Annotated in this window: 23 protein-coding genes; 11 read left to right on the top strand and 12 right to left on the bottom strand. The window is 72.6% G+C overall.

Annotated elements, in window-relative coordinates; all coding sequences use genetic code 11:
- Positions 1 to 4: 4 nt before the first annotated feature.
- Both OHA55_RS28775 and OHA55_RS28770 read left to right on the top strand, forming a co-directional pair.
- Positions 5 to 814, top strand: a complete 810-nt coding sequence (locus OHA55_RS28775; RefSeq protein ID WP_266711792.1) for a class I SAM-dependent methyltransferase — start codon at positions 5 to 7, stop codon at positions 812 to 814.
- Between the two features lie 128 nt (positions 815 to 942).
- A complete protein-coding gene (locus OHA55_RS28770) occupies positions 943 to 1,296 on the top strand; it encodes a VOC family protein (protein WP_266711790.1) in 354 nt (117 codons plus the stop codon).
- A gap of 47 nt (positions 1,297 to 1,343) precedes the next feature.
- On the opposite strand, the gene OHA55_RS28765 is transcribed toward OHA55_RS28770, so the two are convergent.
- Positions 1,344 to 2,243, bottom strand: coding sequence for an arginase family protein (locus OHA55_RS28765; protein WP_266711788.1), 900 nt, complete (start codon positions 2,241 to 2,243; stop codon positions 1,344 to 1,346).
- Positions 2,244 to 2,348: 105 nt separating this feature from the next.
- Between OHA55_RS28765 and OHA55_RS28760 the strand changes: the two genes are divergently transcribed.
- Entirely contained in the window at positions 2,349 to 2,702 is a 354-nt protein-coding gene (locus OHA55_RS28760) for a DUF6204 family protein (protein ID WP_266712469.1), read from the top strand.
- 180 nt (positions 2,703 to 2,882) lie between these two features.
- Here the strand turns inward: OHA55_RS28760 and OHA55_RS28755 are convergent, their stop codons facing one another.
- On the bottom strand, positions 2,883 to 3,668 hold the full coding sequence (locus OHA55_RS28755) for an SDR family oxidoreductase (protein ID WP_266711786.1): 786 nt from the start codon (positions 3,666 to 3,668) through the stop codon (positions 2,883 to 2,885).
- A 119-nt stretch (positions 3,669 to 3,787) separates the two neighbouring features.
- On the opposite strand from OHA55_RS28755, the gene OHA55_RS28750 reads away from it, so the two are divergent.
- Positions 3,788 to 4,429, top strand: coding sequence for a TetR/AcrR family transcriptional regulator (locus tag OHA55_RS28750; RefSeq protein WP_266711784.1), 642 nt, complete (start codon positions 3,788 to 3,790; stop codon positions 4,427 to 4,429).
- A 64-nt stretch (positions 4,430 to 4,493) separates the two neighbouring features.
- On the opposite strand, the gene OHA55_RS28745 is transcribed toward OHA55_RS28750, so the two are convergent.
- Positions 4,494 to 6,245 (bottom strand): hypothetical protein, encoded by a 1,752-nt coding sequence (locus OHA55_RS28745; RefSeq protein WP_266711782.1) that lies wholly within the window; start codon positions 6,243 to 6,245, stop codon positions 4,494 to 4,496.
- Positions 6,246 to 6,443: 198 nt separating this feature from the next.
- Complete coding sequence (locus OHA55_RS28740; protein WP_266711780.1) at positions 6,444 to 7,973, bottom strand: VCBS repeat-containing protein; 1,530 nt, start codon at positions 7,971 to 7,973, stop codon at positions 6,444 to 6,446.
- 370 nt (positions 7,974 to 8,343) lie between these two features.
- Between OHA55_RS28740 and OHA55_RS28735 the strand changes: the two genes are divergently transcribed.
- Together OHA55_RS28735 and OHA55_RS28730 are read left to right on the top strand one after the other, a co-directional pair.
- Complete coding sequence (locus tag OHA55_RS28735; protein WP_266711778.1) at positions 8,344 to 8,913, top strand: type 1 glutamine amidotransferase domain-containing protein; 570 nt, start codon at positions 8,344 to 8,346, stop codon at positions 8,911 to 8,913.
- A gap of 22 nt (positions 8,914 to 8,935) precedes the next feature.
- Positions 8,936 to 9,667 carry an HAD family hydrolase gene (locus tag OHA55_RS28730; protein WP_266711776.1) on the top strand — a complete coding sequence of 244 codons (732 nt, stop codon included), beginning with the start codon at positions 8,936 to 8,938 and terminating at the stop codon, positions 9,665 to 9,667.
- Here the strand turns inward: OHA55_RS28730 and OHA55_RS28725 are convergent.
- The 3 genes from OHA55_RS28725 to OHA55_RS28715 form a co-directional block, all read right to left on the bottom strand.
- Positions 9,636 to 10,292: a GNAT family N-acetyltransferase gene (locus tag OHA55_RS28725; RefSeq protein WP_266711774.1), complete on the bottom strand. Its 657-nt coding sequence runs from the start codon at positions 10,290 to 10,292 to the stop codon at positions 9,636 to 9,638. The two genes, OHA55_RS28730 and OHA55_RS28725, sit on opposite strands and share 32 nt — an antisense overlap.
- Before the next feature lie 116 nt (positions 10,293 to 10,408).
- On the bottom strand, positions 10,409 to 10,651 hold the full coding sequence (locus OHA55_RS28720; protein WP_266711772.1) for a LapA family protein: 243 nt from the start codon (positions 10,649 to 10,651) through the stop codon (positions 10,409 to 10,411).
- A 136-nt stretch (positions 10,652 to 10,787) separates the two neighbouring features.
- Positions 10,788 to 12,578, bottom strand: a complete 1,791-nt coding sequence (locus OHA55_RS28715) for a CocE/NonD family hydrolase (RefSeq protein ID WP_266711770.1) — start codon at positions 12,576 to 12,578, stop codon at positions 10,788 to 10,790.
- Positions 12,579 to 12,850: 272 nt separating this feature from the next.
- Between OHA55_RS28715 and OHA55_RS28710 the strand changes: the two genes are divergently transcribed.
- Entirely contained in the window at positions 12,851 to 13,519 is a 669-nt protein-coding gene (locus OHA55_RS28710) for a Type 1 glutamine amidotransferase-like domain-containing protein (RefSeq protein WP_266711768.1), read from the top strand.
- A gap of 72 nt (positions 13,520 to 13,591) precedes the next feature.
- Here OHA55_RS28710 and OHA55_RS28705 read toward each other — a convergent pair whose 3' ends face one another.
- Genes OHA55_RS28705 through OHA55_RS28690 form a run of 4 tightly spaced genes read right to left on the bottom strand, consistent with a single transcriptional unit; the run spans position 13,592 to position 18,804 of the window.
- Positions 13,592 to 14,560, bottom strand: a complete 969-nt coding sequence (locus tag OHA55_RS28705; RefSeq protein ID WP_266711766.1) for an LD-carboxypeptidase — start codon at positions 14,558 to 14,560, stop codon at positions 13,592 to 13,594.
- Complete coding sequence (locus OHA55_RS28700; protein ID WP_266711764.1) at positions 14,557 to 16,614, bottom strand: prolyl oligopeptidase family serine peptidase; 2,058 nt, start codon at positions 16,612 to 16,614, stop codon at positions 14,557 to 14,559. Before OHA55_RS28700 ends, OHA55_RS28705 begins: the two co-directional genes overlap by 4 nt.
- 20 nt (positions 16,615 to 16,634) lie before the next feature.
- Complete coding sequence (locus tag OHA55_RS28695; RefSeq protein ID WP_266711762.1) at positions 16,635 to 17,978, bottom strand: M20/M25/M40 family metallo-hydrolase; 1,344 nt, start codon at positions 17,976 to 17,978, stop codon at positions 16,635 to 16,637.
- A complete protein-coding gene (locus tag OHA55_RS28690) occupies positions 17,971 to 18,804 on the bottom strand; it encodes a M55 family metallopeptidase (protein WP_266711760.1) in 834 nt (277 codons plus the stop codon). The genes OHA55_RS28695 and OHA55_RS28690 overlap by 8 nt, the downstream gene beginning before the upstream one ends.
- Positions 18,805 to 19,047: 243 nt before the next feature.
- Here OHA55_RS28690 and OHA55_RS28685 point away from each other — a divergent pair, with 243 nt between their 5' ends.
- The gene (locus OHA55_RS28685) at positions 19,048 to 19,722 is read left to right on the top strand and encodes an MSMEG_1061 family FMN-dependent PPOX-type flavoprotein (protein WP_266711758.1); all 675 of its coding nucleotides are present in this window, start codon (positions 19,048 to 19,050) and stop codon (positions 19,720 to 19,722) included.
- A gap of 151 nt (positions 19,723 to 19,873) precedes the next feature.
- Here the strand turns inward: OHA55_RS28685 and OHA55_RS28680 are convergent, their stop codons facing one another.
- Positions 19,874 to 20,737 carry a metallophosphoesterase gene (locus OHA55_RS28680; protein ID WP_266711756.1) on the bottom strand — a complete coding sequence of 288 codons (864 nt, stop codon included), beginning with the start codon at positions 20,735 to 20,737 and terminating at the stop codon, positions 19,874 to 19,876.
- A 447-nt stretch (positions 20,738 to 21,184) separates the two neighbouring features.
- On the opposite strand from OHA55_RS28680, the gene OHA55_RS28675 reads away from it, so the two are divergent.
- The 3 genes from OHA55_RS28675 to OHA55_RS28665 all read left to right on the top strand — a co-directional run bounded on the left by OHA55_RS28675 (position 21,185) and on the right by OHA55_RS28665 (position 24,352).
- Positions 21,185 to 22,540: a M64 family metallopeptidase gene (locus OHA55_RS28675; protein WP_266711754.1), complete on the top strand. Its 1,356-nt coding sequence runs from the start codon at positions 21,185 to 21,187 to the stop codon at positions 22,538 to 22,540.
- 124 nt (positions 22,541 to 22,664) lie between these two features.
- Positions 22,665 to 23,117: a VOC family protein gene (locus tag OHA55_RS28670; RefSeq protein ID WP_266711752.1), complete on the top strand. Its 453-nt coding sequence runs from the start codon at positions 22,665 to 22,667 to the stop codon at positions 23,115 to 23,117.
- Positions 23,118 to 23,269: 152 nt separating this feature from the next.
- Complete coding sequence (locus tag OHA55_RS28665; protein WP_266711750.1) at positions 23,270 to 24,352, top strand: magnesium and cobalt transport protein CorA; 1,083 nt, start codon at positions 23,270 to 23,272, stop codon at positions 24,350 to 24,352.

The raw sequence follows: 24,352 nt of genomic DNA, 5'->3' as shown, positions 1-24,352 counted from the left end.
CGGCATGCCGAAGGAAACCGCCGTCTACACCCATGGGCACCATGAATCGGTGCTCCGCTCGCACCGTTGGCGCACCGCCGAGAACTCGGCGGCCTATCTCCTCGGTGAACTCAAGCCCGGGATGTCCGTACTGGACGTCGGCTGTGGGCCCGGGACGATCACCGCCGACCTGGCCGCACTGGTCGCCCCGGGCGTGGTGACCGGCCTCGACACCCAGCAGGACATCCTCGACCAAGCGGCCCAGGCCGCGCGCGAACGCGGCCTGGAGAACGTCTCGTTCGCCGTGGCCGACGTCCACGCGCTGGACTACCCGGACGACTCGTTCGACGTGGTCCACGCCCATCAGGTGCTCCAGCACGTCGGCGACCCGGTGCAGGCGCTGCGCGAGATGCGCCGGGTCTGCCGGCCGGGCGGGGTCGTGGCCGTCCGGGACAGCGACTACGCGGCGATGACCTGGTACCCGGAAGTGCCGGGCCTGGAGGCGTGGTTGACGCTGTACCGGCAGGTGGCCCGGGCCAACGGCGGTGAGCCCGACGCCGGGCGCCGGCTCCTCTCCTGGGCGCGGCAGGCCGGCTTCACCGACATCACGCCGACCGCCGCCGCCTGGTGCTACGCCACTCCGGAGAGCCGGAGCTGGTGGAGCGGGCTGTGGGCGGACCGTACGGTCGGCTCCGCCTACGCGCGGCGCGCGGTCGAGGGCGGCCACGCCACGGCCGAGGACCTCGCCGCGGCGGCGGCGGCATGGCGGGCCTGGGGCGAAGAGGGCGACGGCTGGTTCATGGTCCCGCACGGCGAAGTGCTCTGCCGGGCGTGAGACCGAGCGGGACGGCGGGGCTCCCGGCCCTCGCGTCCCGTCGCGGCGGTCCGGACCGGCACGACCGGCCGGTCCGGACCGCCGCGAATCGATCACGCGGCCCGGGAGGCCCAACTAACCTCGTACGCATGGACATCCTGGGAACCACGCTACGCATCTGCGTCGACGACCTGGAGGCCTCGGTGGCCTTCTACGAGGGCATCACCGGCACCCGCGCGCTGCGCTTCGAGCGCGGCGGGGTTTCGGTCGCGGCGATCGGCTGCTTCCTGCTCATGAGCGGGCCCGAGACGGAGCTGGAGATGCTGCGCAAGGTGGCGGCCACCATCGCGGTCAAGGACGTGGAGGCGGCCCGCGAGGCACTCACCCGGGCCGGCGCGCACATCGTCGCGGGTCCGGTCCCGACTCCCGCCGGCCGCAACCTGATCGCCCTGCATCCGGACGGCTCGGTCTTCGAGTACGCGGACCGCAACACGGTCGTCTGACGCGCCGCACCCGCTGCCGTCCGCGCTCCCGGGACCGGGGCGTGTCGTCAGGGCCGCCCCGGGAACGCCCCCACCACCAGGTCCGTGAGGAGCGCGCCCGCCGTGCCCGCCGGGTCGAGATCGGGGTCGTAGATCGTGACGTTGAGCCCCACGCACCGGGGTGATCCGATCAACGCACGGAGCAGAGGCGCGAGTTCGTCCGGCAGGAGACCGCCGTCGTCGGGGCTGTCGACGGCGGGCATCACGCTCGGGTCGAGCACGTCGGCGTCCAGGTGCACCCAGAACCCGTCGAGCGCGGGGGTCTCCAGGGAGGCGACCACACCCCGGGCCACCTCGGCCGGCCCCCACTCGCGGATCTCGCCGACCGTCAGGTGCGGGATCTTCAGGGCGGTCAGCTCGGCCCGGTCCGTGTCCCCGTCCCGCATCCCGAAGAGGCGGAGGTCCTCCTCCCGCAGATAGGGGCGCAGCCCTTCGAGATCGGTGAGGTCGTCCTGTCCCCGTCCGGTGGCGAGGGCCAGTTCCTCACCGCCCGCCGCACCGATCCGGTCCGAATTCCCCGGGTGCCGGAAGTCCGCGGATCCGTCGAGGGCCGCGAGGCCGTACCTGCCGATCCGGCGCAGGGCGAGCGACGCGCCGAGCTGGATCGAGCAGTCGCCGCCCAGCACGACCGGGAACTCGCCGGCCCTGACGTGCTGTTCGACGCGGTCCGCCAGGGTGCGGGTGTAGCGGGCGAGGGCCGCGGCGTTGAACACCCCGTCGCCCTCCCGCCAGGTGCCGAGGTCGTAGCGCGGGGGCACCACGACACCGCCCTCCAGCGCCCCGAGTCTCCGCACGATTCCCTGCTCGCGCAGGGCTCCGGCGAGTTTGTAGCAGCCGGGGACGGTGCCGGGCGACGGGGGCCTCAGGCCCAGGTTGGAGGGTGCGTCGACGACCACGATATTCCGCATGCCTCTCATCCTTCCCGTCGTAACCTGGGCCGCGCGCGGATTTCGCCGCGGGAAGAACGCGCGGGAACCGGCCGCGTGCGGCACAGCAGAAGGCAGGGCACCACGATGGGTACGCAGCACACATACCGGGTGATCGTCAGGGGCACCTGGGACGGGCTGACGGACGAGGCGCGGGCCCGGCTGCTCGCCGAGGCGGCGGACCACGGCCTCGCCTCGATGCAGTTCACGGAGGAGGGCTCGCTCACCTACGACACCGTGCTGAAGCACTTCAGCTTCCGGTACGTGGTGGTGTCGGACGCCGAGGACGGCGAGGAGATGGCGTCCGCGCTCGCCGAGGAGCGGGCGGAGAACACCCTCAAGGCCCGGGGCTACGGATACGGGCCGCTGCGCTCCACGGCGACCGACATGGACACCATGAAGATCAACCGCAAGGGGCAGCGCGGGTCCGGGGCCGCCTGACGGCGCGCGGCTCACCGCTCTCCGCGCGCCGGGAGACCGCCCCCGCCCGCCCGCCACGCCTGCCCCGCCCGCCGCGTCGGACGTGGTGGACGGGCGGGGCAGGCATGGCGCGGGCGGGGCAGGCGTGGCGGGGCAATCGGCCTACGGGCGGGAGCCGTCGCGCCGTCCCGTCCGTACGGGTCAGTACTGCTCGGACTGGCCGCCGTCGATCGCGACGACCGTGGCGTTGATGAAGCCGGACTCCTCGGAGAGCAGGAAGGCGACCAGGCTGCCGACCTCTTCGGGCTTGCCGAAGCGCTTCATCGGGTTGACGCTGACGAACGCCTCGCCGGCCTTCTCCCACTCGACCGGGTCGATCTGCTTGAGGGAGGCCTCGACCATCGGGGTCATGATGGCACCGGGGGCGATCGCCTTGACGGACACGCCGAACCGCCCGTACTCCACGCCGGAGTTGCGGGTGAGGCCGACGACGCCGTGCTTGGCCGCCGCGTAGCCGGACTGGTTGCCCACGCCGCGGATGCCGCCGACGGAGGCGGTGTTCACGACGGAGCCGGAGCCCTGGCCCTTCATGACCGGGAGCACGTACTTCAGGCCGAGGAAGACCCCGCGCAGGTTGACCTGGACGACGCGGTCGAACTCGTCGGCGCCGAAGTCCTCGGTGAGGTTCTGCTTGCCTTCGATGCCGGCGTTGTTGAAGAAGCCGTCGATGCGCCCGAAGGCCTCGACCGTGGCGGAGACGTAACGCCGCACATCGTCCTCGGAGCTGACGTCGGCGGTGATGCGCAGGACCTCCGCGCCGGGTACGGCCTTCTCCACCTCGGCCGCCGTGTCCGCGAGACCCTGCTCGCTGACGTCGACGAGCGCCAGCCGGGCGCCTTCGGCCGCAACCCGCACGGCCGTCGCGCGACCGAGTCCGGAACCGCCTCCGGTGATGAGGACGACCTTGCCGCTGAACCGGTCTTCCATGACTGAACCTCCACACTGAGATCTGTGCGACGGTGCGTGGATCCGTACCGTCCCATTTGATTAGACAGTACGTACAGTCTAGATATTCCGCCGCCCCCAGCCCCGTCACCGGAGGTCCCATGAACGACCGCCCCGCCGCCTCTCGCCCCCGCCGCGGCCCGCACCGCGACCCGGATGCCCACGAGGCCGTCCTGGCGGCGACCCGCGCCCTGGTGGCCGAGCTCGGCTACCAGGGCGTGACGATGGACAAGATCGCCTCGCGGGCGGGGGTGGCCAGGATGACGGTCTACCGCTGGTGGCCGAACAAGGCGGCGGTGATCACCGAGGCGGTCGCGGACCGGCTCGCCCCCGGCCCGGCGCCGGACACGGGCGACCTGCGCGAGGACGCCCTGCTGTGGCTGCGGAGCCTGGTGCGGACGTTGACCCTGCTCGGTGACCCCAGCGTGCTGACCGGAGCACTGGCCGAGCGCGGCGAGGCGGGCCGGGCCGAGCTGCGGGACCTGCTGCGGGCCCATGCCGTACCGGCCGCCCTGCTGCTGCGGAACGGCGTGACGCGGGGGCGGGTGCGGCCGGATCTGCCGGTGGAGGCGGTCGTGGACGGCTGGATCGGTTACGTCGTGTACCGGACGGTGTTCCTCGGCCAGGAGATCGCCGAGGCGGACCTCCTGGACCTCGTGAGCCTGCTGCCCCCGGCCCCTGCGGCGACGGAGACAGCAGCGACGGAGAGGTCGGCGGCGGGGACGGACGACACGGCGGACTGACGGCTCACGGCGCGCGCCCCGTACGGTCCCCGCCCGGCACCGCGGTCCCGGTCCCCCCGCGCGTTCAGCGTCGGGGGCAGACCCGGAGCCCGGCGTCCGAGAAGGCGGTCGGCCCCGTGCAGTCGTACAGGGTGCCGACCGCCTCCCGCACGGAGGGGGCCACGCGCTTCAGCGGGAACCAGGCCGGGTCGACGATCACGTACCGGACGGCGGGGTCGTCCAGGCAGTCCAGGTTCTCCTCGAAGCTGGTCAGCTCGGTGACGTCGGGGTCGTACGCGGTGCGCTGGAGGAAGGCCGGGGAGGGGTAGCGGCAGCGGGTGGGGTTGCCGAGGGAGTACGCGATGTCGCCGAAGGCCAGGTAGACGACGGGGGTGTCCGGGCCGACCCGGGCGCGGAGCCCGTCGAGCCGGTGCGTGAGGTCCCGCACCGCCTTCGTACGGGACTGCGCCGTGAAGTCCGAGTGGCGGATGTCGAAGGAGTACGGCGTCGTCGGCCAGGCGGGGATCGCCGTGGCGAGGGCCAGCGCCACCACCGCACCGACGGCGGCGCCGCGGCGGGGGCGGGTGTCGGCCGCGCGGTGGCGGCCCGCGGTGAGGGCGGCGGCCAGGGCGAGCAGTACGACGACGGCCAGCAAGGCGAAGGTGACGATGCCCTGCGTCGTGCGCCAGGCGAGGGACTGCCCGACGACCAGCGGGACCGCGATGCCGAGTACGGCCGTGGCGCCGACCGGCCCGGCCGGTACGCGGCCGTGCCGGGTGAGATGCCGGGTGACGGCCAGCGCCCAGAGGGCGGATCCGAGCACGGGCAGCTGGGAGAGGTGGTAGAGGAACCACTGCCCCTGGACCACGACGGTGCCCACCACCACGGCCAGCGAGAACACGGTCAGCGCCGGCCAGGCCCAACGGCCCCGGGAGGTGGTCGAGGTACGGATCAGGAGGACGAGGGCGGCCGGCAGCAGGGCCACCACCGGGACCAGCAGGGACTCGTTGATGAGGGACTTCACCAGCTCGTGCGCCTGGTCGGGTCCGAAGCCGGTACGGAAGACGCTGTTGGGGTTGAGCGAGGAGAACTCGTGCAGCCAGCGCCACTCGCGGGGCTCGACGCCGACGGCGAGGGCGAATCCGGCGAGCGTGGCGAGTACGGCGGCCACCGCGCTCAGGACGGCGCGGCGTCGGTCCAGGACCACGAGGACCACCAGGGCGAGCAGCGCGGTCGAGGCGGTCGTGTACTTCATCAGCACCGCGAGCGCGAGCAGGACGCCGGAGAGCGACACGGCCAAAACGGTGCGGCGCCCGGCGAGCGCGGCTCCGACGGCGGCGGTCGACAGCAGCACCGCCAGCCACTCGGGCTGCAGGAAGTCCCAGGCCGGGGCGCACACCAGGGCGGCGCCCGCCGCGACCGCCGCGGCTGCGGCCTCGCGCCGGGGCAGGGTGCGCAGCAGGCCCGCCCGCAGCCACCAGGCCGCGCCCACGGAGAGGGCGATGACGAGGAGCCGGATCAGCGCCTCCCGTACCTCGACCGGGCCTGCCGTCAGGGCGTCCAGGCCGGCGATGGTCCACCGGTACGCCAACGGGCGGTGGACGAAGATCTCCGACGCTGCGAGGCCCGCACGGTGGGTGGCCCGGATGCCGCCGAGCGAGTAGCGGACGTCGTGGTTGAGGCCGCTCGCGCACATGAACGCGATCACGCAGAGTCCGCCTGCCGCCGCCGTGATCGCGGCCACTGGCCGGATACCGCGCCGGGCGAGCAATGTGCCCTGGTCGGACGCGACTTCGCGCGGACGGGGCGGAGTGAGCGGGGTGCTGTCGACGGCCATGAGCGGAGAGATTATCCGCGCTCCGGGGCAATTCCCGGCGTCGGCCCATGAATTCATTGCGGTGGAAGCTCTGTTCGGCTTCTGTTCACGCACGCTTCACGCGATGCGCCGAGAAAACTCCCGGATCCGGCAAAGCCCCCGCCCGCTCCCCGGAAACACGGGAGACGGACGGGGGCAGAGGGACCGCTTCGGTCTCGGTCAGGCGATGTGCGAGAAGACCTGATAGCCCTTGGAGGCGTACCACTTGGCCGCCGCCGGCACGCCCTTGGAGACGTTGAGGACGGCCGCCCCGCCCGCGGGCGTGGTGGCGAAGAGGTCCTGACGTCCGTCGCCGTCGATGTCGCCGGCGGCGACGATCCGCCGGTAACCGGCGTATCCGCTGCCGAGTTTGACCCGGCCCGCGTAACTGCCCTTGCCGTTGCCCTTGAAGAGCCAGAGGGTGCCGGCGCTGTCGCGGGCGACGAAGTCGGCGAGGCCGTCACCGGACAGGTCACCGCGTCCGGTGATCAGGTTGTAGCCCTTGAGGCCGACACCGATGTGCTTCCTCGGGCCGAATCCGCCCTTGCCGTTGCCGGCGTGGAGCCAGAGGTCGCCCGCCGCGTCCCTGCCGAGGAGGTCGGGCAGCCCGTCGCCGGTGAAGTCGGTGGCGACGAACAGGGCGTTGTATCCGGCGAAGCCGTTACCCAGCCAGGTGTGCGGCTGCTTGTCGAGCCTCTCGCCGACGGCATCGGGGTCCGAGTACCGGTAGAGGGCGCCCCCGGGGGTCCGCGCGAGCAGATCGGGGCGGCCGTCGCCGTCGATGTCTCCGGGCTGGACGATCCAGTTGTAGGAGACGTTCCAGAATCCGGTCACACCGATTTCCGGCTCACAGCCGACCAGACGGTTGTCACCGTCGGTCTCGCAGAAGGAGACGAGGCCGCCTCCGGTGGTGGGCTGGATCGCCGCCACCGAGCCGGTGGCGTCCCAGGACCGGTAGTAGGCATCGTGCCGCCACGTCTCGATCCCCGTACGGTACGCCGCCACGCCGGTGTAGAGACGCACCCCGCTCGCGGCGACGCACCCCTGGGCCGGGGTGGCCGAGACGCCGATCAGTTTCCCGCCGGCCATGAGGGCGCCTCCCGCGTCCCCCAGGCACTGGTCGGCCGGGTCGGGCACCGGAGCACCCTTGGCCGGCAGGGTGCAGAGAGACCCGGAGGGCGGTGTCCTTCCCAGCAGCGAGGTGCAGGTGGCCGTGGACAGGATCGCCACCTGCTCGGTGTGCGCCGTGCGCGCGCCGTCGTCGCCTCCCGCCCAGGAGTAGAAGGTGGCCTTGGCGCCCGGCGCGTACAGCGCAGCGTCCGTGGTGGTCGCGAGTACCGGGTGTCCGGCCCCCGTCGTGTAGCTCACCGGGGCGTTGGCCGCGGGGGTGACCGCGAGCGCGCCCCTGCGGGTCGTGGCGTCGTACCGCGGGTCGGTCTCGTACCTCGGGGCGTTCGAGCCCCAGTCCCGAGTTCCCCCGTGGTACCACCACGTGTAGTCCTCCGACGTCCTGCCGGTGAAGCAGTCCGGGACGGTCAGCTCGCGGATCTTCGACAGCTCGATCGCCGTGCACGCCCGAGGGGTGCCGGTGGCCCAGCGCTCGGTCTCGAACCCCACCAGCCAGGAGGGGAAGGCCGGTTGGGCACTGGCCGACTGGACGCCCGGTCCGGCCACCCCCGCCGCCATGATCGCCCCCAGGACTGCTGCCACCGCGCCGGATCTACGCCCGGCGCGTTTCTGTGTGTATCTCCCCATGTTTCCCCTCACCCTGCCCGGCCGTCCTGCGGCGCGGGCCTCGATTCCTGCGCGGCCGACGGGAGTTCGCGGCCGGCGCACTCCCCTCTCGTAGCACGCGGGACGCCGGCGGGGAGACCGGCGCCCGCCGACGTCCGCGATCTTCGGCGACCTTTCCTCCCGCTGTCGCACACCGTTGGAGGAATCGTCGATTCCGACGGAAAGGAGAGTCGGCCGCCCGCCGCGACGCGGGTACGTGTGGTCCGTGCGAGGCTGAAGGGACGGATGGGTCCGGGCGCGGCCGCTCGCCCGGGCGGTTTCGTGCACACGACACGGAAGGCACGACATGGCTGACACGTCCCTCGCGGGCCGCCGGGTTCTGGTGGCCGTGACCAACTACGGCGTCGAGCAGGACGAGCTGGTGGTACCGGTGGAACGATTGCGGGACGGCGGCGCCGAGGTGCACGTCGCGGCCGTCTCCGCGGACGACATCCGTACGCTGGTCGGCGACAAGGATCCCGGCAGGACCGTCCGGCCGGACCTGACGCTGGCGGACGTCGATCCCACCGCGTACGACCTGCTGCTCGTCCCGGGCGGCACGCTGAACGCCGACAGCCTGCGGCTCCAGGACGAGGCGCTGACGATCCTCCGGTCCTTCACCGGAAGCGGCCGCCCGGTCGCGGCGATCTGTCACGGTCCGTGGCTCCTGGTGGAGGCCGGAGTGGTCGACGGCCGTACGCTCACCTCGTATCCCTCGCTGCGCACGGACGTCCGGAACGCGGGCGGCACCTGGGTGGACGAGCCGGTCATCGCCGACACCGCCGGCGACTGGCTCCTGATCACCCCCCGCAACCCCGGCGACCTCGGCCCCTTCGTCCGCGAGGCGAAGGCGGCCCTCACCGCCGGGACCGGCTGAGGACGCCCACGGGGAGCTACCGATGACGCACGCCGCGATCTTCGACGTCGACGGAACCCTCGTCGACACCAACCATCTGCACGTGACCGCGTGGTGGGAGGCCTTCCGTCAGGCCGGACACCGCGTCGCCATGCACGACATCCACCGGTCGGTGGGACTCGGCGGCGGCGACCTGATCGCCGGGCTGCTGGGCGAGGGGCGCCGGAAGGAGGAGGACGAACGCATCAGCGCCGCGCACACGACGCTGTACGCGACGTACTTCGACCGGTTGCCCGCCTTCGACCGGGCGGCCGAGCTGCTGCGGGAACTCTCCTCGCGCGGCTGGCAGGTCGTGCTGGCGACCTCGGCGACCGGAGCCGAGCTCGCCGCACTGCGCCGCGCCCTGGACGCCGACGACGTCGTACGGGCCACCGCGTCCGCCGGGGACACCGCCGAGGGCAAGCCCGCCCCGGATCCGGTGGAGCACGCCATGGAGCTGGTGGGCGCCACCGCGGAGACCTCGGTGTTCGTCGGCGACACCGTCTGGGACATGCGGGCCGCCGCGCGGGCAGGGGTCACGGCGGTCGGGGTGCTGAGCGGCGGCATCCCCCGCGAGGACCTGGTGGAGTCCGGGGCCGCCGGGACGTACAGCGATGTCGCGGACCTGCTGAACCGGCTCGGCAGAAGCCCCTTCGCCCTGCCGCACGTCGGCCGAGGCACAGAACCGGCGCCCCGGAACGACCTCAGCCCTGGTCCGGCAGCATCTCCGAGGTGATCGCCCAGCGCTCGTGGTCGCGCCACGCGCCGTCGATGTGGAGGAAGTCCGGCGACAGCCCTTCGAGCCGGAACCCGGCCCGCCGGACCAGCGCGATCGAAGCCGCGTTCCCGGGCTGCACATTGGCCTCCAGCCGGTGCAGTCCCAGCGGACCGAAGGCGTACCGGAGGACAAGACCGAGGGCCTCGGACATCAGGCCCCGGCCGGCGGCGTGCGCGAAGGCGCCGTATCCGAGGGCTCCGCAACGGAAGGCTCCGCCGACGATGTTGTTGATGTTGACGAAACCGGCGATCGCACCGCCCGCCGTGCGTTCGCCGACGAGGAAGCCCTCCTTGTCGGGGCTCTCCAGCAACCGCCCCGCGTAGGCCGCGTACGCCGCCTCCTCGGTGGGCGGGAAGAGCCAGGGGCGGTGCAGGGCGCGACTCTCCCTCGCGCGGGCGGTGAACTCCGCGGCATCACCGGGACTGAAGCGCCGCAGCGAGGTCAGCGGCCCCTGCGGGAGGTCCGCGCCGGGGCGGCTGGCGGACGGGGTGTACGCGGGTGCCTCGGGCGCGACGGACGCGGGGGCGCTCGGGGTGTGCGGGGTACGAGGGGCGTCGGCGGAATGATCATCGGATACGCGCATCGGCCTACCGTAGGACGGACCGGGCGGAAGCGAGAACTCTTCGCCGCCCGCCACCCGGCTCACCGTCCCCGGACCACGCCACGCCCCGCCCCGCCCCCGCTCACCGACCCCGGGTTTCACCGGTTCCGCCGCCGCCGGAACACGTATCCCCCGCAGACCAGCCCGGCGAGGAAGACGCCCAGCAGGGCGAGCCAGAGGGGCATGGTGACCGTGGGGATGATGACGCGGATGGTCACCTTCCCGGTGTTCACGCAGATGAAGACGATCGCCAGCACGGCGATGACGGCGACGACGATGCGGCCGGGAGTGAGCAGACCGTTTCTGGCCTTGCCGTCGCTGGACACGTTCTTGGGGCTCATGGGTCCGGCCTTTCCCTGGTCGCCGGAGCGGCCCCGCGCGGGTCGGGCCGAGCGCGACCGCCCTCCGGCGACCAGCATGCGCCCGGTGGGCGTCGGACGACCGGCGATGTACGCCCGTTCGAGTGATGCGCGCGGCTCAGCCCGCCGGGACCACCGGCAGCTCCAGCACTCCGGGGTCCTGCGGGGAGCCGGTGACGGTGACGGGCTTCGCTCCCCGGTTGCCGTAGTACGCGGTGTCACTCCCCGCGATCACCAGGCGGAGCCGGTGGCCGCCGGCGAACCGGTGGACGACGGCCGGGAGCCGCACGGTGAAGGGCCTGGTCACATCGGGTACGCGGACCGGGGCGACCAGCCGGTGGACGAGCTCGGCGGACCCGTCGGGGGCGAGGTCGTACACCTTGACGAAGAGCACGAGCCGGTCGGAGGCGTCCCCGCTGTTCCGGGTCCGCTCCGCCTTCGGGGAGGACACCCGCAGCCGGGCGCGGGGAGCCCCGACGACATCGAGGTCGGCGGCGAGCGGGGCGGAGGTCCAGTCGAGGTGGGTACCGGCGGTGTCGTACGGGTCGATGTCGGGCAGTCCGGTGAGCCCGGAGAGCGAGGTCTCCGAATGGCTGCTGGGCAGGGGCCAGTTGGTGTACGTGCGGCTGCCGGCGACCACGTCCTGGCGGCGCTCGGTCAGCTTGCCGTCGCCGGAGAGGTACAGGGTGCGTGAGGGTACGGGCAGCGCGTCGGCGGTGCCGTAACCACCGGTCCAGTCGCGGTAGTACGCGAAGGCGGGCCCGGTGTCGACGGCCTGGTGGCGGAGGTAGCGGTCGAACCATGCGAGGATGCGCCGGCCGACGTAGCTGGTCTCCAGGTTGCCCTGGGACAGGTCGAGTTCACCGGGCGTGGCGCCGCCCCCGCTGTGTCCCCAGGCCTGCCAGATCATCTTGGCGGTGGTGCCGCGCGCCCGGAGGGCGTCGTACGTGGCGGTCGCCTCGTTCAGGTTGAACAGGGTGTCGGCCTGGCCCTGCACCAGGAGGACGGGCGCCTCGACCCGGTCGAGGTAGGAGACCGGGGAGACGCTCCGCGTGTACGCGAGTACGTCCGCGGCCTCCGCGGCGGGGTAGCGGCCGGAGTTGAGGAAACTGATGGTGTCGCAGGCGCGCCGGGTGAAGTGGAGGCAGTCCAGCGCGCCGAAGCGTGACGGGTCGAGGCTGGGGGCGAGCAGCGGCTGCCCCTCCCCCATCAGGTAGAAGCCGTTGGTCCACTGCCATTTGAAGACGCCCGGGGCGCGGGAGGCGTCGGTGTCGCCCGTGATGTTGTTGGGCGCGAGCGCGTAGCCGAGGTCGTTCCAGGTGATGAGGGGGACGAGCGCGTCGACGCGGTGGTCGACGGAGGCGGTGGCCAGCTGGACGGCACCGCCGTACGAGCCCCCGATCATCCCGACGCGCGGGTCGCCCGCCCCGTCGAGCGTGACGAAGTCGGCGCGGGTGCCGTCGTCCGCCGCCCGGGTACCCGCGAGGAAGTCGACCAGTCCGGAGGCGGCCTTTCCGTCGGCCTCGGGGGCGTCGAGGGTGATCAGACAGCCGGACCGGCCGAAGCCGAGGCCGGAGTAGACGAGCCCCACGTAACCGCGGGCGGCGAAGGCCCGGCCGAGGGCGTCGGTGGAGCCGTCCGACTTGCTGCCCGCGAAGCCGTTGGTGGCCAGGACCGCCGGCGCGGGGTGCGCGGCGTCGGCTCCGCGCGGGCGGTAGAGGTCGGCGTCGACGGTGCAGTCCTGACCGCCCGCCCGCACGGTGAACGTCAACGGGGTGACGGTGTACGGCTCCTGCGCGGCGCGGGCGGGTACGGCCAGGACGAGCGGGGCGCCGAGCGCCGCTCCGGCGAGGGCTGCTCCGGCGAGGGCCGCGAACGGTTTCCCGAACCTGGCGACGACACCTGACACCGTGTACCTCCGGACCTGGGGCACCGGGACCACCGGCCGACGCCCGAACAGAACAACGGAACGCCGGAACGCACCGGACACACGCACACCCGGCGACCCGCGGCGCGGCACACTGCGAGGTCACCACCCCGATGATGACAGAACGTGTTCATGCTGTGACACGGAGCACACCGGTGTCAACGCTCCGGCCGCGGATTCCCCCTGAGGGAGTCGCGGGCCGTGAGCGGAGAAGTCCCTTGCCCACGCGCCCCTCGGCCGTGTTTACTCGCGCGATGGATCTTCTGCTGACGGCGAGTGGCCTGCGCAACGAGACGCTGCGGGAAGCGCTGCGGGACATGCTGGGAAAGCCGTTCGGCTCCGCGAACGTCGTGTACGTTCCGACGGCGTCGACCGCCGAGCCCGGGGACCACGGGTGGCTCCTCGCGGACATGAACCGGCTGCACGCCCTCGGCTGGCGCGAGTTCGACGTCCTGGAGCTGAACGGTCTGCCCCGGCGGACGGTGCTCGACCGGCTGCTCCACGCCGACGTCATCCACGTCGGGGGCGGCAATCAGTACCACCTCGCGCGCAGCATCACCGGCAACGGCCTGGCCGACGGCTTCCTTCAGGCGCTGGAGAGCAGGGTCTACGTGGGGATGAGCGCCGGATCGATGATCTTCAGCCAGAACCTCACGGCGCACTCCGCCGAGGTCATCGGGGACGCGGCGGATCTCCACGTGCTCGGCGCGACGACCGTGGAGCCGCCGTTCGGCCTCTTCGACTGGTACCTCAAGCCCCACCTGCACTCGCAGGACTTCCCCGAGCGGAACGACGCCTGGGCCGATCGCCTCACCGCGCGGGCCGATTTCCCGATCTGGTTCATCGACGACGACACGGCCGTTCGCGTCAGGCACGACACGGTGGACGTCGTCTCCGAAGGCCGGTGGCGCTTCTGTCCCTGACGCGACGCGCGGGGGGACGGGGCAGCCTGTGCCCCGTCCCCCCGCGCGACCGCGTCCGGATGCGACGATCCGTCACACCAGTGCGGGAACCTCCGTCGTGAGGGTCGCCCGGCCGCCGTCCGAGGGGGCGTCGAGCACGCCGGGGAGTCCCAGCGGGACGGTGAGCGTGGTCGGGCCGTGGCCGAATCCGAGCTCCTCGACAACGGGAACGCCGAGGGTGCCGAGCCGGTCGGCGAGTACCGCGCGGACCTGGTCGTACGGTCCGCAGTTCTCCCAGGAGCCGCAGACCACTCCGGCGACACCGTCCAGTGCGCCGGAGCGCAGCAGACGGGTGAGGATGCCGTCGATCCGGTACGGGTCCTCGGTGACGTCCTCGATGAGGAGGAGGCCGCCCCGGGCGGAGGTCCGGGCGCCGGGGGTGCCGAGGTCGGCGGCGAGGAGGCTGACGCAGCCGCCGTAGGTGACGCCACGGGCGCGGCCCGGTGCCAGGGAGGCAGCGGTGTCCAGGCCGAGGGTGCGTACCGACTCGGGTGCGAAGAGGGTGGCGCACAGTCCCTCCTGGGTGGCCGCGTCCTTGAGGAAGGTCTCGGCACCGACCATCGGGCCGAGCAGGGTGGAGAACCCCGCGCGCAGGGCGAACGCTTCGTGGAGCACGGTGACGTCGCTGTAGCCGACGAACGGCTTGGGGCCGGCCGCGCGGATGGCGGTCCAGTCGAGCAGGTCGACCATGCGGTGGGCGCCGTAGCCGCCCCGGGCGCAGAGGACCGCGTCGACGGACGGGTCGCACCAGGCTTCCTGGAGGTCCTGGGCCCGGTGCTCGTCCGTCCCGGCGAGGTAGCGGAGTTCGGGGTGGACGTCGCGGGCGTGCGGGGCGACGACGGGGTCGAGGTCCCAGCCGCGCAGTATGTCCAGCCCGGCGTCCAGCCGTTCGGCGGGTACGGGCCCGCTGGGCGAGACGACGGCGACCCGCGCGCCCGGCCTCAGCCGGGCGGCGCGGGCGAGCGGCGCGAGACCGGCGGCCGCGTCGGGGGCCGCGCTCATCGCTTCAGGTCCAGGACCGGGACGTCGACTCCGTCGATGCCGAAGGTCTGGGCGTAGAGGGAGAGTTCGGCCTCCAGGGCGCGGATCAGGGTGGCCTCCAGGCGGAAGCCGTGGCTCTCGCCCGCGAAGGTGAGGTAGGCGTGCGGGATGCCGCGTCCCTCGATCGCGGCGAGGAAACGCTCGCACTGGGCGGGCGGGCAGATCACGTCGTCCAGCCCCTGGAGCAGCAGGAAAGGGGTGCGCAGCCGGTCGGCGTGGGTCAGCGGCGAGCGTTCGCGGTAGCGGTCGGGTACTTCGGCGAGCGGGCCGACCAGGGACTCCAGGTACTGCGACTCGAAGTCGTGGGTCTCGCCGACCGCCCATCCGGTGAGGTCGAGGATGGGGTAGCTGATGGCCCCGCAGGCGTAGACGTCGGTGCTGGTGAGCGAGGCGGCGGTGGTCCAGCCGCCGGCGCTGCCGCCGCGGATCGCCAGACGGGAGCGGTCGGCGGAGCCTTCGTCGGCGAGTGCCTCGGCGACGGCGGCGCAGTCCTCGACGTCCACGACGCCCCATTGTTCGCGCAGCCGTTCGCGGTAGGTGCGTCCATAACCGGTCGATCCGCCGTAGTTGACCTCCACGACGCCGATGCCGCGCGAGGTGAAGTAGGCGACCTCCAGGTCGAGGGCGAGCGGGACGCGGCTGGTCGGTCCGCCGTGCGCCCAGACGACGAACGGCGGCAGTTCGCCCTCGGGGCCGGTGTGGCCGGGGTTGCGGGGCGGGTAGACCAGGGCGTGCACGTCGCGGCCGTCCGGCCCGGCGAAGGTGCGTTCCTGCGGCTGCGGGTAGTAGGCGGGGTCGACGGCGTCGGTGTGCGGTGCGCCGATGGTCCGGGTGCGGCCGGTCGAGGTGTCGAGTTCGACGACCTCGTAGCCGGTGTACGGGCTCGCGGCCACGCCGATGACGCGGTCGCCCCGGACGGCCAGGGTCTCGGACCAGGCGGTCCAGGGTCCGGCCACGTCGACGAGTTCGCCGGTCTCGGGGTCGAGCACGCCGAGGCGGTTGGTGCCCCTGCCGTGGATGACGGCGACCAGTCCGTTGTCGAGCCGCCGGAACCAGCGCTGGCCGATCTTCCAGAGCGGCCCGCCGAACTCCTCCCCCCGGCCGGGGCAGAGGGTGCTGGTGGGTACGGCCCCGCCGGCGACGGCGTCGGGCCGGATGCGCTGGAGCTGCCACCAGTCGCCGATGTCGGAGACGAAGAGCAGGGAGCCGTCCGGGTCCCATTCCACCTGGCAGACCGATTCGTCGGTGTCGCCGACGAGCGGCCGGACACCGGTGAAGGTGCCCTCGTCGGTGACCTCGGCGAGCATCACGACGGTGCCGTCCCACGGCATCCGCGGGTGGTCCCAGGCGATCCAGGCGGCCCGGCGTCCGTCGTGCGAGAGCCGGGGACCGGTGACGAACCGGTGGCGGTCGTCGGAGAGTTCACGGACGGCGGCGCGGTCGTCGGCGGCGGAGCCGTCCAGCGGTACGGCGGCCACCACCCGGCGTACGTCCGAGGCACCCTCGCCGGTGAACTCCTCCAGGACGCACCAGACTTCGCCCCGGTCCTGGTGGATCTGCGGGTCCACCCAGCGCAGTCCGCCGCCGACGGCCGAGACCGGTGTGAGCGGCCACGGTTCGTCGGAGCCGTCCGGGGCGTACGCCCAGAGCCGCTGGTCGGCGAAGTTCACGAAGACGAGGAGCGTGCCTCCCGCCTCTCGGGCGACCCCGGCCCAGGGCTGTCCGCCGTACTCGATGACCCGGCTGCGGGCGTTCCAGGGGGCGGGCAGGACGGTGGTGATCGCGCCCTCCGCACTCCGGCGCACCAGCGCGCGCCGGCCTCCTTCGGCGGGGCGGGGCTCCGTCCACCAGACCTCGTCGCCGACGGTGCCGACGTACTCCGGGCGGCCGTCGTGCGAGGCGGCGAGCGCCGCGTCGACGGGGGTGGACCAGGTGCCGTACGGAGTGGGCAGCGGGGCGGGCGGGTTGGTGGTGGTCGTGCCGGGCTGGGCCGTGCTGGGCTGGGTGGACGCCATGGTTGATTCCCCCGTCGTGGTCAGGCGCTGCGCAGGTAGTGGTCGAGGACGCGGACCCCGTAGTGCAGGGCGTCCACGGGAACGCGTTCGTCGACGCCGTGGAAGAGCGCCTGGTAGTCGAATCCGACCGGCAGCTTGAGCGGCGAGAAGCCGTAGCCGGTGATGCCGAGGCGCGAGAACTGCTTGGCGTCCGAGCCGCCCGACATGGAGTACGGGACGGCGTGCGCGCCGGGGTCGAAGAGTTCCACCGCGGCACGCAGCTTGGCGAAGGTCGGGGAGTCCACCGGGGCGGTCAGCGGCACCTCGTGGTGGATGAACTCCCAGTCGACACCGGGGCCGGTGAGCAGGTCCATGGTGGTGCGGAACTCGTCCTCGCCGCCGGGGACCACGCGTCCGTCGACGACGGCGGTGGCGTGGCCGGGGATGACGTTGACCTTGTATCCGGCGTCCAGCTGGGTCGGGTTGCTGCTGTTGCGGACGGTGGGCGCGATCAGCGCGGCGGCGGGGCCGAGCTTGCCGAGGAGTTCGTCGACGTCGAATCCGGGGGCGTCGAGATCGACGGTCAGGCCGTGGAGTGCGGAGATCTCGGTGAGCGCGGCCCGTACGGTCGGGGTCAGCCGGACGGGCCAGGTGTACTCGCCTATCCGGGTGACCGCGGCGGCGAGCCGGGTCACGGCGTTGTCGCGGTTGACCTTGGAGCCGTGGCCGGCCCGGCCGTGCGCGGTGAGCCTCACCCAGCCCGTACCGCGTTCGCCGGCGGCGATCGGGTAGAGGGAGAGTCCGTCGCCCGCGTGGAAGGTGAAGGCGCCGGACTCGCTGATGCCCTCGGTGCAGCCTTCGAAGAGGCCGGCGTGCTCCTCGGCGAGGAAGCCGGAGCCGTCGGCGGCGCTGGCCTCCTCGTCGGCGGTGTAGGCGATCACGATGTCGCGGCGGGGGCGGATGCCGGCGCGGGCCCAGCCCCGGACGACCGCCAGGATCATCGCGTCCATGTTCTTCATGTCGACGGCGCCGCGCCCCCAGACGACGCCGTCGCGGATCTCGCCGGAGAACGGGTGCACGGTCCAGTCGGCGGCCTCGGCGGGGACGACGTCGAGGTGGCCGTGGACGAGGAGCGCGTCGGCGGACGGGTCGGTCCCCTCGATGCGCGCCACCACGTTGGTCCGGCCCTTGGTGCGCTCCAGCAGGACGGGTTCCAGACCTGTGTCCGCGAGGCGTGCGGCGACGTACTCGGCGGCAGGGCGTTCCTGGCAGGTGCCGTCGCCACTGTTCGTGGTGTCGATCCGGATGAGCTCCGAGGTGAACGTCACCGATTCGTCCAGGGCCTGCTGGTCCACGGAAGGGGACGGGGCGGTCGACTCAGCCATACTGTTCCTCCACTGCGGCGGACACGATCGTGGTGACCGCCTTGAACGTGCGAATTCCCTCGTACATCGTCGCGCTGGTGTAGGCGACGCGCCGTTCGCCGCTCCGCGCCACACCGGGCACGACGGTGGCGGCACCGGCCAGGTGCTCGGCGTCGAACTCCAGCTCCACGGTGTAGGTGCCCCCGGTGACGGGCTCGTGCCGGACGGCCAGCGGGGCGGCTTCGGCGGCGGCGGCGCGGATGTCGGCGGCGGTACGGGCAGGTGTGCGGCACACCGCCGCGTAACGGGACACGTGGTCCTTGACGGCGACCTTGCGGGCCTCGGGGGCGTACCCGTCGGCGTCCACGCAGGTCAGGTCGTCGCCGGTGACCAGCACGACGGGAACCCCGTACTCGGCGGCGACGTGCGCGTTGAGCAGGCCCTCACTGGCGCGTACGCCGTTCAGCCAGACGCCGGTGATCGAGTTGGCGAGGTAGGTGTGGGCGAGGACGCCCTCGGTGCCGGCGCCCGTGTGGTAGCCGACGAAGGCGATCGCGTCGACGTCCCCGTGCTGGATCCCCTCGACCATGGAGAGGGTCTTGTGCCGCCCGGTGATCATCTCGACGCGGTCGTCGAGCTGCTCCAGGAGCAGGTTGCGCATGCTCCAGTGGGCTTCGTTGACGAGGACCTCGTCGGCTCCCCCGTCGAAGAAGCCGAGGGCCGCGGCGTTCACGTCCGAGGTGAAGAGGGGGCGGCAGCGTTCCCACTGGGGAGTGCCGGGCAGGACGTCTCCCGGCCAGGTCACACCCGTCGCGCCCTCCATGTCGGCGCTGATGAGGATCTTCATGCGGCCATACGGTACGCGCCCCGGTCCGCGTGGACCACGGCATGGGGGGGGATGGGTCGCACGGGCGGCGGCTCACGGGGTGGGCGGGGCGGCGGGGAACGGAACCGCTCGGTCCGCCGGGGCCGGGGCGAACCGGGTCACGGCGGCGGGGCCGGTACCGGGGGCGGCGGCCGGTCGCCGTCTCCGGGCGCGCGTGCCCACCGGCCGGAGTCGTACGGGAAACCGCCCCTTAGGGTCACAGGCATGACAACAAGACCCCTTGTGGACAGCGCGACGGACAGTGCGTTCGACTCGCTCCGCCTGGACGCCGTACGGGACCGCGAGGCGCTGCGCGAGGTGTACGCACTTCCCAGCGCCGCGGCCGTGCGCAAGCAGATGACCGAACTCACCGAACAGACCAGGAAGTTGATCGGCTGTTCCTCGCTGGTGCTGATCGCCAGCGCGGACGCCGAGGGCAACTGCGACGTCTCTCCGCGCGGCGGCCCCGCAGGGTTCGTCTCCGTCCTGGACGCGCGGACGGTGGCGATACCGGACGCGACCGGCAACAAACGGCTCGACACCCTGGAGAACATCATCGCCACCGGGCGGGCCGGCCTGCTGTTCGTCGTCCCCGGGCGGACGACCACCCTGAGGGTGAACGGCCGCGCCGTCGTCTCCACCCGCCCGGAGCTGCTGGAGCAGTTGACCGCGGTGGGAAAGCCGCCCGCCAGTGCGCTGGTGCTGGGGATCGAGGAGGTCTACCCGCACTGCCCCAAGTCGTTGCTGCGCAGCGGGGCCTGGAAGCCCGAACAGTGGTTGCCGGCGGACGCCCAGCCCGCCTCGGCCGAGGTGACGCTGGCCCAGTTGCGGATGCCGGAGCTGACGATCGCCGACATCGAGCGGACCGAGGCGGAGTCGTTGAAGTACCGGTACGAGTGACGGGCGGGGCACCGGAGCACCGGCCGGCCCGGCAACCGGTCGCGGGTCCCTGCGCGGGAAGGTGTCCGAGGGAGCGTGGCCGGGGCGCGGGGGCCTCGCGGGGCGTGGACGCGGGCCCGACGGCGGTGCTCCCGGCGGGACCCGCCACGCCTCACCGTTCTCCGCGTACCGCCGGGACGACCGGGCGGATGCGGCGGGGTGGCACGGTGCGGGGGTGCCCGGGCCGCTGCCACTCGCGCGGGTAGCCGACGGAGACCTCCTCGAAGGGGACCCCGTCGTACACGGTGGACCGGGGGATGTGGAGGTGCCCGTAGACCATCGCGGCGACGGGGAAGCGGCGGTGCCAGTCGGCCGTCCGTTCCGTGCCGCACCAGAGGGCGAACTCTGGGTAGCGCAGCACGTCCATGGGGGTGCGGACGAGCGGATAGTGGTTGACCAGGACGAGCGGCATGTCCGGGTCGAGCGCGCCGAGCCGCTCCTCGGTCAGGCGTACCCGCGCCTCGCACCAGGCGTGGCGGCTCTCGTACGGGTCCGGGTGCAGCAGGTACTCGTCGGTGCAGACCACGCCCGCCTCGTGGGCGGCGGCCAGCGCCTCCTCGCGGCTGAGCCCGGCGTGGGTGCGGAAGGTGTAGTCGTACAGCAGGAAGAGCGGGGCGACGGTCACGGGCCCGCCAGGCCCCCGCCAGACCGGGTAGGGGTCCTCCGGCGTGACGATCCCGAGGCTCCGGCAGAGTTCCACGAGGTGCTCGTACCGCTCCGTGCCGCGCAGCCGCAGGGGGTCCTTCGGGGGCGTCCACAGCTCGTGGTTGCCCGGCGCCCAGACGACTTTGGCGAAGTTCGACGCGAGGGTGGTGAGGGCCCAGTCGATGTCCTCGGACATCTCCCCGACGTCCCCGGCGACCAGCAGCCAGTCCTCCTCCGTCTCCGGCCGGAGGCCGGCGACGATCCTCCGGTTCTCCGGGTGGCCGACATGGAGGTCGCTGATGGCCAGGAGGTTGCCCGAGATCTGCGGCACTGCTCATCCTCTCGTCGCCTCCCGGTGCGGAGACGGTACGTGCGGGTGCCGGCGCGTGCGGGTGCCGGTACATGCGGGCGGTCGGCACTCGCGGGTGTCGTGCGTGCCGGTTCTGCGCGTGCGGGTGCCGTGCGTGCGGAGACGGTCAAAGGCTGACACGTCCGCATGCCCGGTGTAACCCCCAACTGGCGTGTCGGCACGGTTCGAACGTCTCGGGCGGCCCTGTACGGACGGCACGGCTCCGGGTGCCGCGCATCCGGCACACCGTCAACTTCTCTTCCCCCTCTTGCCAGAGGCCTCGGGAACCCCTAGCTTCATCGAACGCTTAATCATATTTACCCACTTGCTTACTCCTGAGATCGCGACCCCGCACGGCGCCTCCCCCACCACCCGCGTCACCCGCGCCCCACCGCCGGAACGCGGGCCCACCCCCATGAAGGAGATCCCGTGCGCCCACGCATGCGCATGACCGCGGTCGCCGCCGGACTGGCACTCGTCGCCGCGCTCGCCGTCACGACCGGTACGGCCGCGGCGAGCAACGCTCCCGCCCCGTCACCGAAGCAGGAACCCACCGTTCAGGCCGAGTACTTTCCCGGCCCCGCGGCCGAGGGCCGACGCGTCCAGGTGCCCGCCACGTCGCCGTACTCGGCCTCCGCTCCCGCGGCGTCCTCGGCGGCGCGATCCGCCGACGCCGCGGCGGCCACCGACGGCGCGGTCACCGTCCTCTCCCAGACCGGCCCGAGCTCCGCCCGCATGGACGTGGCGATCATCGGCGACGGCTACACCGCCGACCAGCAGGCCGACTTCCTCGCCGACGCCCGCGCCCGGTGGGCGGAGGTCACCGCCGTCGAGCCCTACCGGAGCTACACGGGACTGTTCAACGTGTGGGCGGTCGGGGCCGTTTCGGCCCAGTCCGGCATCTCCGGCGACCCCTCGGCGGGCGTGGTGAAGAACACCGCGCTCGGCTCGTACTTCTGGTGCTCCAGCACCGAACGGCTCATCTGCGTGGACCTCGCCAAGGTCAAGTCGTACGCGGCGAAGGCCCCCGCGGCCGATCTCGTCGTCGTGGTCTCCAACTCCACGAAGTACGGCGGCGCCGGCTACTCGGGGCTCGGCTCCTCCTATCCCTTCGCCGGGGTCTCCACCCTCTCGTCCGACAACAGCCAGTCCAGCCTGATCGCCGCGCACGAGATAGGCCACTCGATCGGCCTGCTCGCCGACGAGTACACGTACGACAGCTACGGCACGTACACCGGAGCGGAGCCGGTCGAGCCCAACTCCACCGTCCGCACCGCCGCGCAGCTGACCTCCGCCCAGGCGAAGTGGTACCGCTGGCTCGGCGAGAGCGACCCCTCCGGCGGCACCGTCGGTACGTACACGGGCAGTTCGTACTATCCGCTGGGCGTCTACCGGCCCACCGCGGACTCCCTGATGCGGTCGCTCTCCACGGACAAGTTCAACCTGCCGGGCCGGGAAGCCATGATCAGCGGCTTCTACCGGTACGCCTCGTCCCTCACCGCGGCCACCACCGCCACCACCGTGAGCCGCGGCCAGACGGTCACCGTGAACGTCGCCGCTCTGGCGGCCGGCCTTTCCCGGCTCGACCTGCGGTGGTACGTCGACGGCACCGAGGTCACGCAGGCCAAGGGCCTGACGAGCGTGGTGCCCGGGCAGCTCGGCGTCACCGCGGACGGGCGCACCCACACCCTCATGGCGCGCGTCACGGACACCACGGACTCGCTGCGCGACCCGAAGGCGAAGACCGCCGCGACCGACACCCTGACCTGGTCGGTGACCTCCTGACCCAGGGGTGGGCCGCTCCCGCGCGGGGAGCGGCCCACCCCTCGCACCGCCTTCCGACGGGTTCCGCACCGCTCCCCGGACCGCCGGACTCTCGCGGACCGCGAGGATGCGGGAGAGTGGAGTCATGGCACTGCACTGGAAGCTCGTCATCGACAGCAGGGACGCGCCGGTTCTCGCCGATTTCTGGGCCGCCGCGCTGGGCTACGTGGTGGAGGACCCGAGCCCGCTCATCACGCGGCTGCTGGCCGCCGGACAGCTCGCCGAGGACGCGGTCACCGAGCGCGACGGCCGCAAGACCTTCCGCGGCTACGCCGCGATCCGCCACCCCGACGACCCGTTCGACGAGACCAGCGGCATGGGCGGCGGGCGGCGGCTGCTCTTCCAGGACGTTCCCGAGGAGAAGTCCGGCAAGAACCGTCTGCACGTCGACATCCACGGCGGACCCGGCGGCCTCGGCCCACTGGTCGAGCGGCTCCAGGAGCTCGGCGCCACCCCGGTCCGCGAGGTCGACAAGGGACCGGCCGGGCATTGGTGGATCATGCGGGACCCCGAGGGCAACGAGTTCTGCGCGGCGTAACCCCGGACGCCCCGACGCCCTGTCCGGCCTTTCGCGTCCGGCCGTTCCCGCGTCTCCTCTCCTCACCCGGGACCACGGTCGGCCTGGGAAAACGCACCAGTCAAGTGGCAAACTGGCCGCGCGTATTCCATGCCGAGGGGGCCGCTGTGCCGATGATCCGTTCCATCCGCCGGGCGATGAGCCGTGCGATCCACCGCACGGTCGACCTGAGCCACCCGGCCCGCTCCCCGCTCGGCAGTTCCGTCGTGAACTGCGTCTCGTACGAGGACGGCGTCCGGCAGCCCCTGACCGGTTCGCCGGAGGAGGCTCTGCGCCGGGTCCGGCGCTCCGGGCGCGGCTTCGTCTGGCTCGGGCTCCACGAGCCGGACCAGGAGGAACTCGCCCGCGTGGCAGCGCTGTTCGACCTCCACCCGGTGGCGGTGGAGAGCGCGCTGCGCGGACACCAGCACCCGAAGGCCGAGCCGTACGGGAAGGGGCTGTTCGCGGTCTTCCGGACGTGCGGTTACGTCGACCACGAGCAGTTCACCGCCACCAGCGACGTGGTGGACACCGGCGAGCTGATGGTCTTCACGGGGGACGATTTCGTGATCACGGTGCGGCACGGCAGTCACGGTTCGCTCGGCCCGCTGCGCGAGGCCCTGGAGTCCGACCCGGACCGGCTGCGGCAGGGGCCGGCCGCCGTGCTGCACGCCGTGGCGGACCGGATGGTCGACGCCTACCTGGACGTCGCCGACGCCGTGCAGCGCGACATCGACGCGGTGGAGACCGCCGTGTTCAGCGTGGACGCCGGACGCGGTGAGGCGGGCCGGATCTACCAGCTGAAGCGTGAACTGCTGGAGTTCAAGCGGGCGGTCGCCCCGCTCGACCGCCCGCTGCACACGCTCGCGACCCGCCCCATGCCGACCGTGCCGCTGGAGATACAGCCGTACTTCCGCGATGTCGCGGGCCATCTGAGCCGGCTGAACGAGCAGTTGGCCTCCTTCGACTCCCTGCTCGACTCGGTCCTCCAGGCCCATCTCGCGCAGGTGACGGTCGGGCAGAACGAGGACATGCGCAAGATCACCGCGTGGGCCGCGATAGTCGCCGTACCGACGATGGTGTGCGGCATGTACGGGATGAACTTCTCGCACATGCCGGAGCTCCGGTGGACCTACGGATACCCGTTCGCACTGGGGCTGATGGCCCTGGCGTGCTTCGCGATCCACCGGGGCTTCCGGCGCAACGGCTGGCTCTGA

Origin of the sequence: Streptomyces sp. NBC_00102 (genome assembly GCF_026343115.1) — a bacterium.
Taxonomy (GTDB): Bacteria; Actinomycetota; Actinomycetes; order Streptomycetales; family Streptomycetaceae; genus Streptomyces.
Note: the sequence above shows the minus strand (reverse complement) of the source record. Positions and strands in the feature narration are given on the sequence as shown.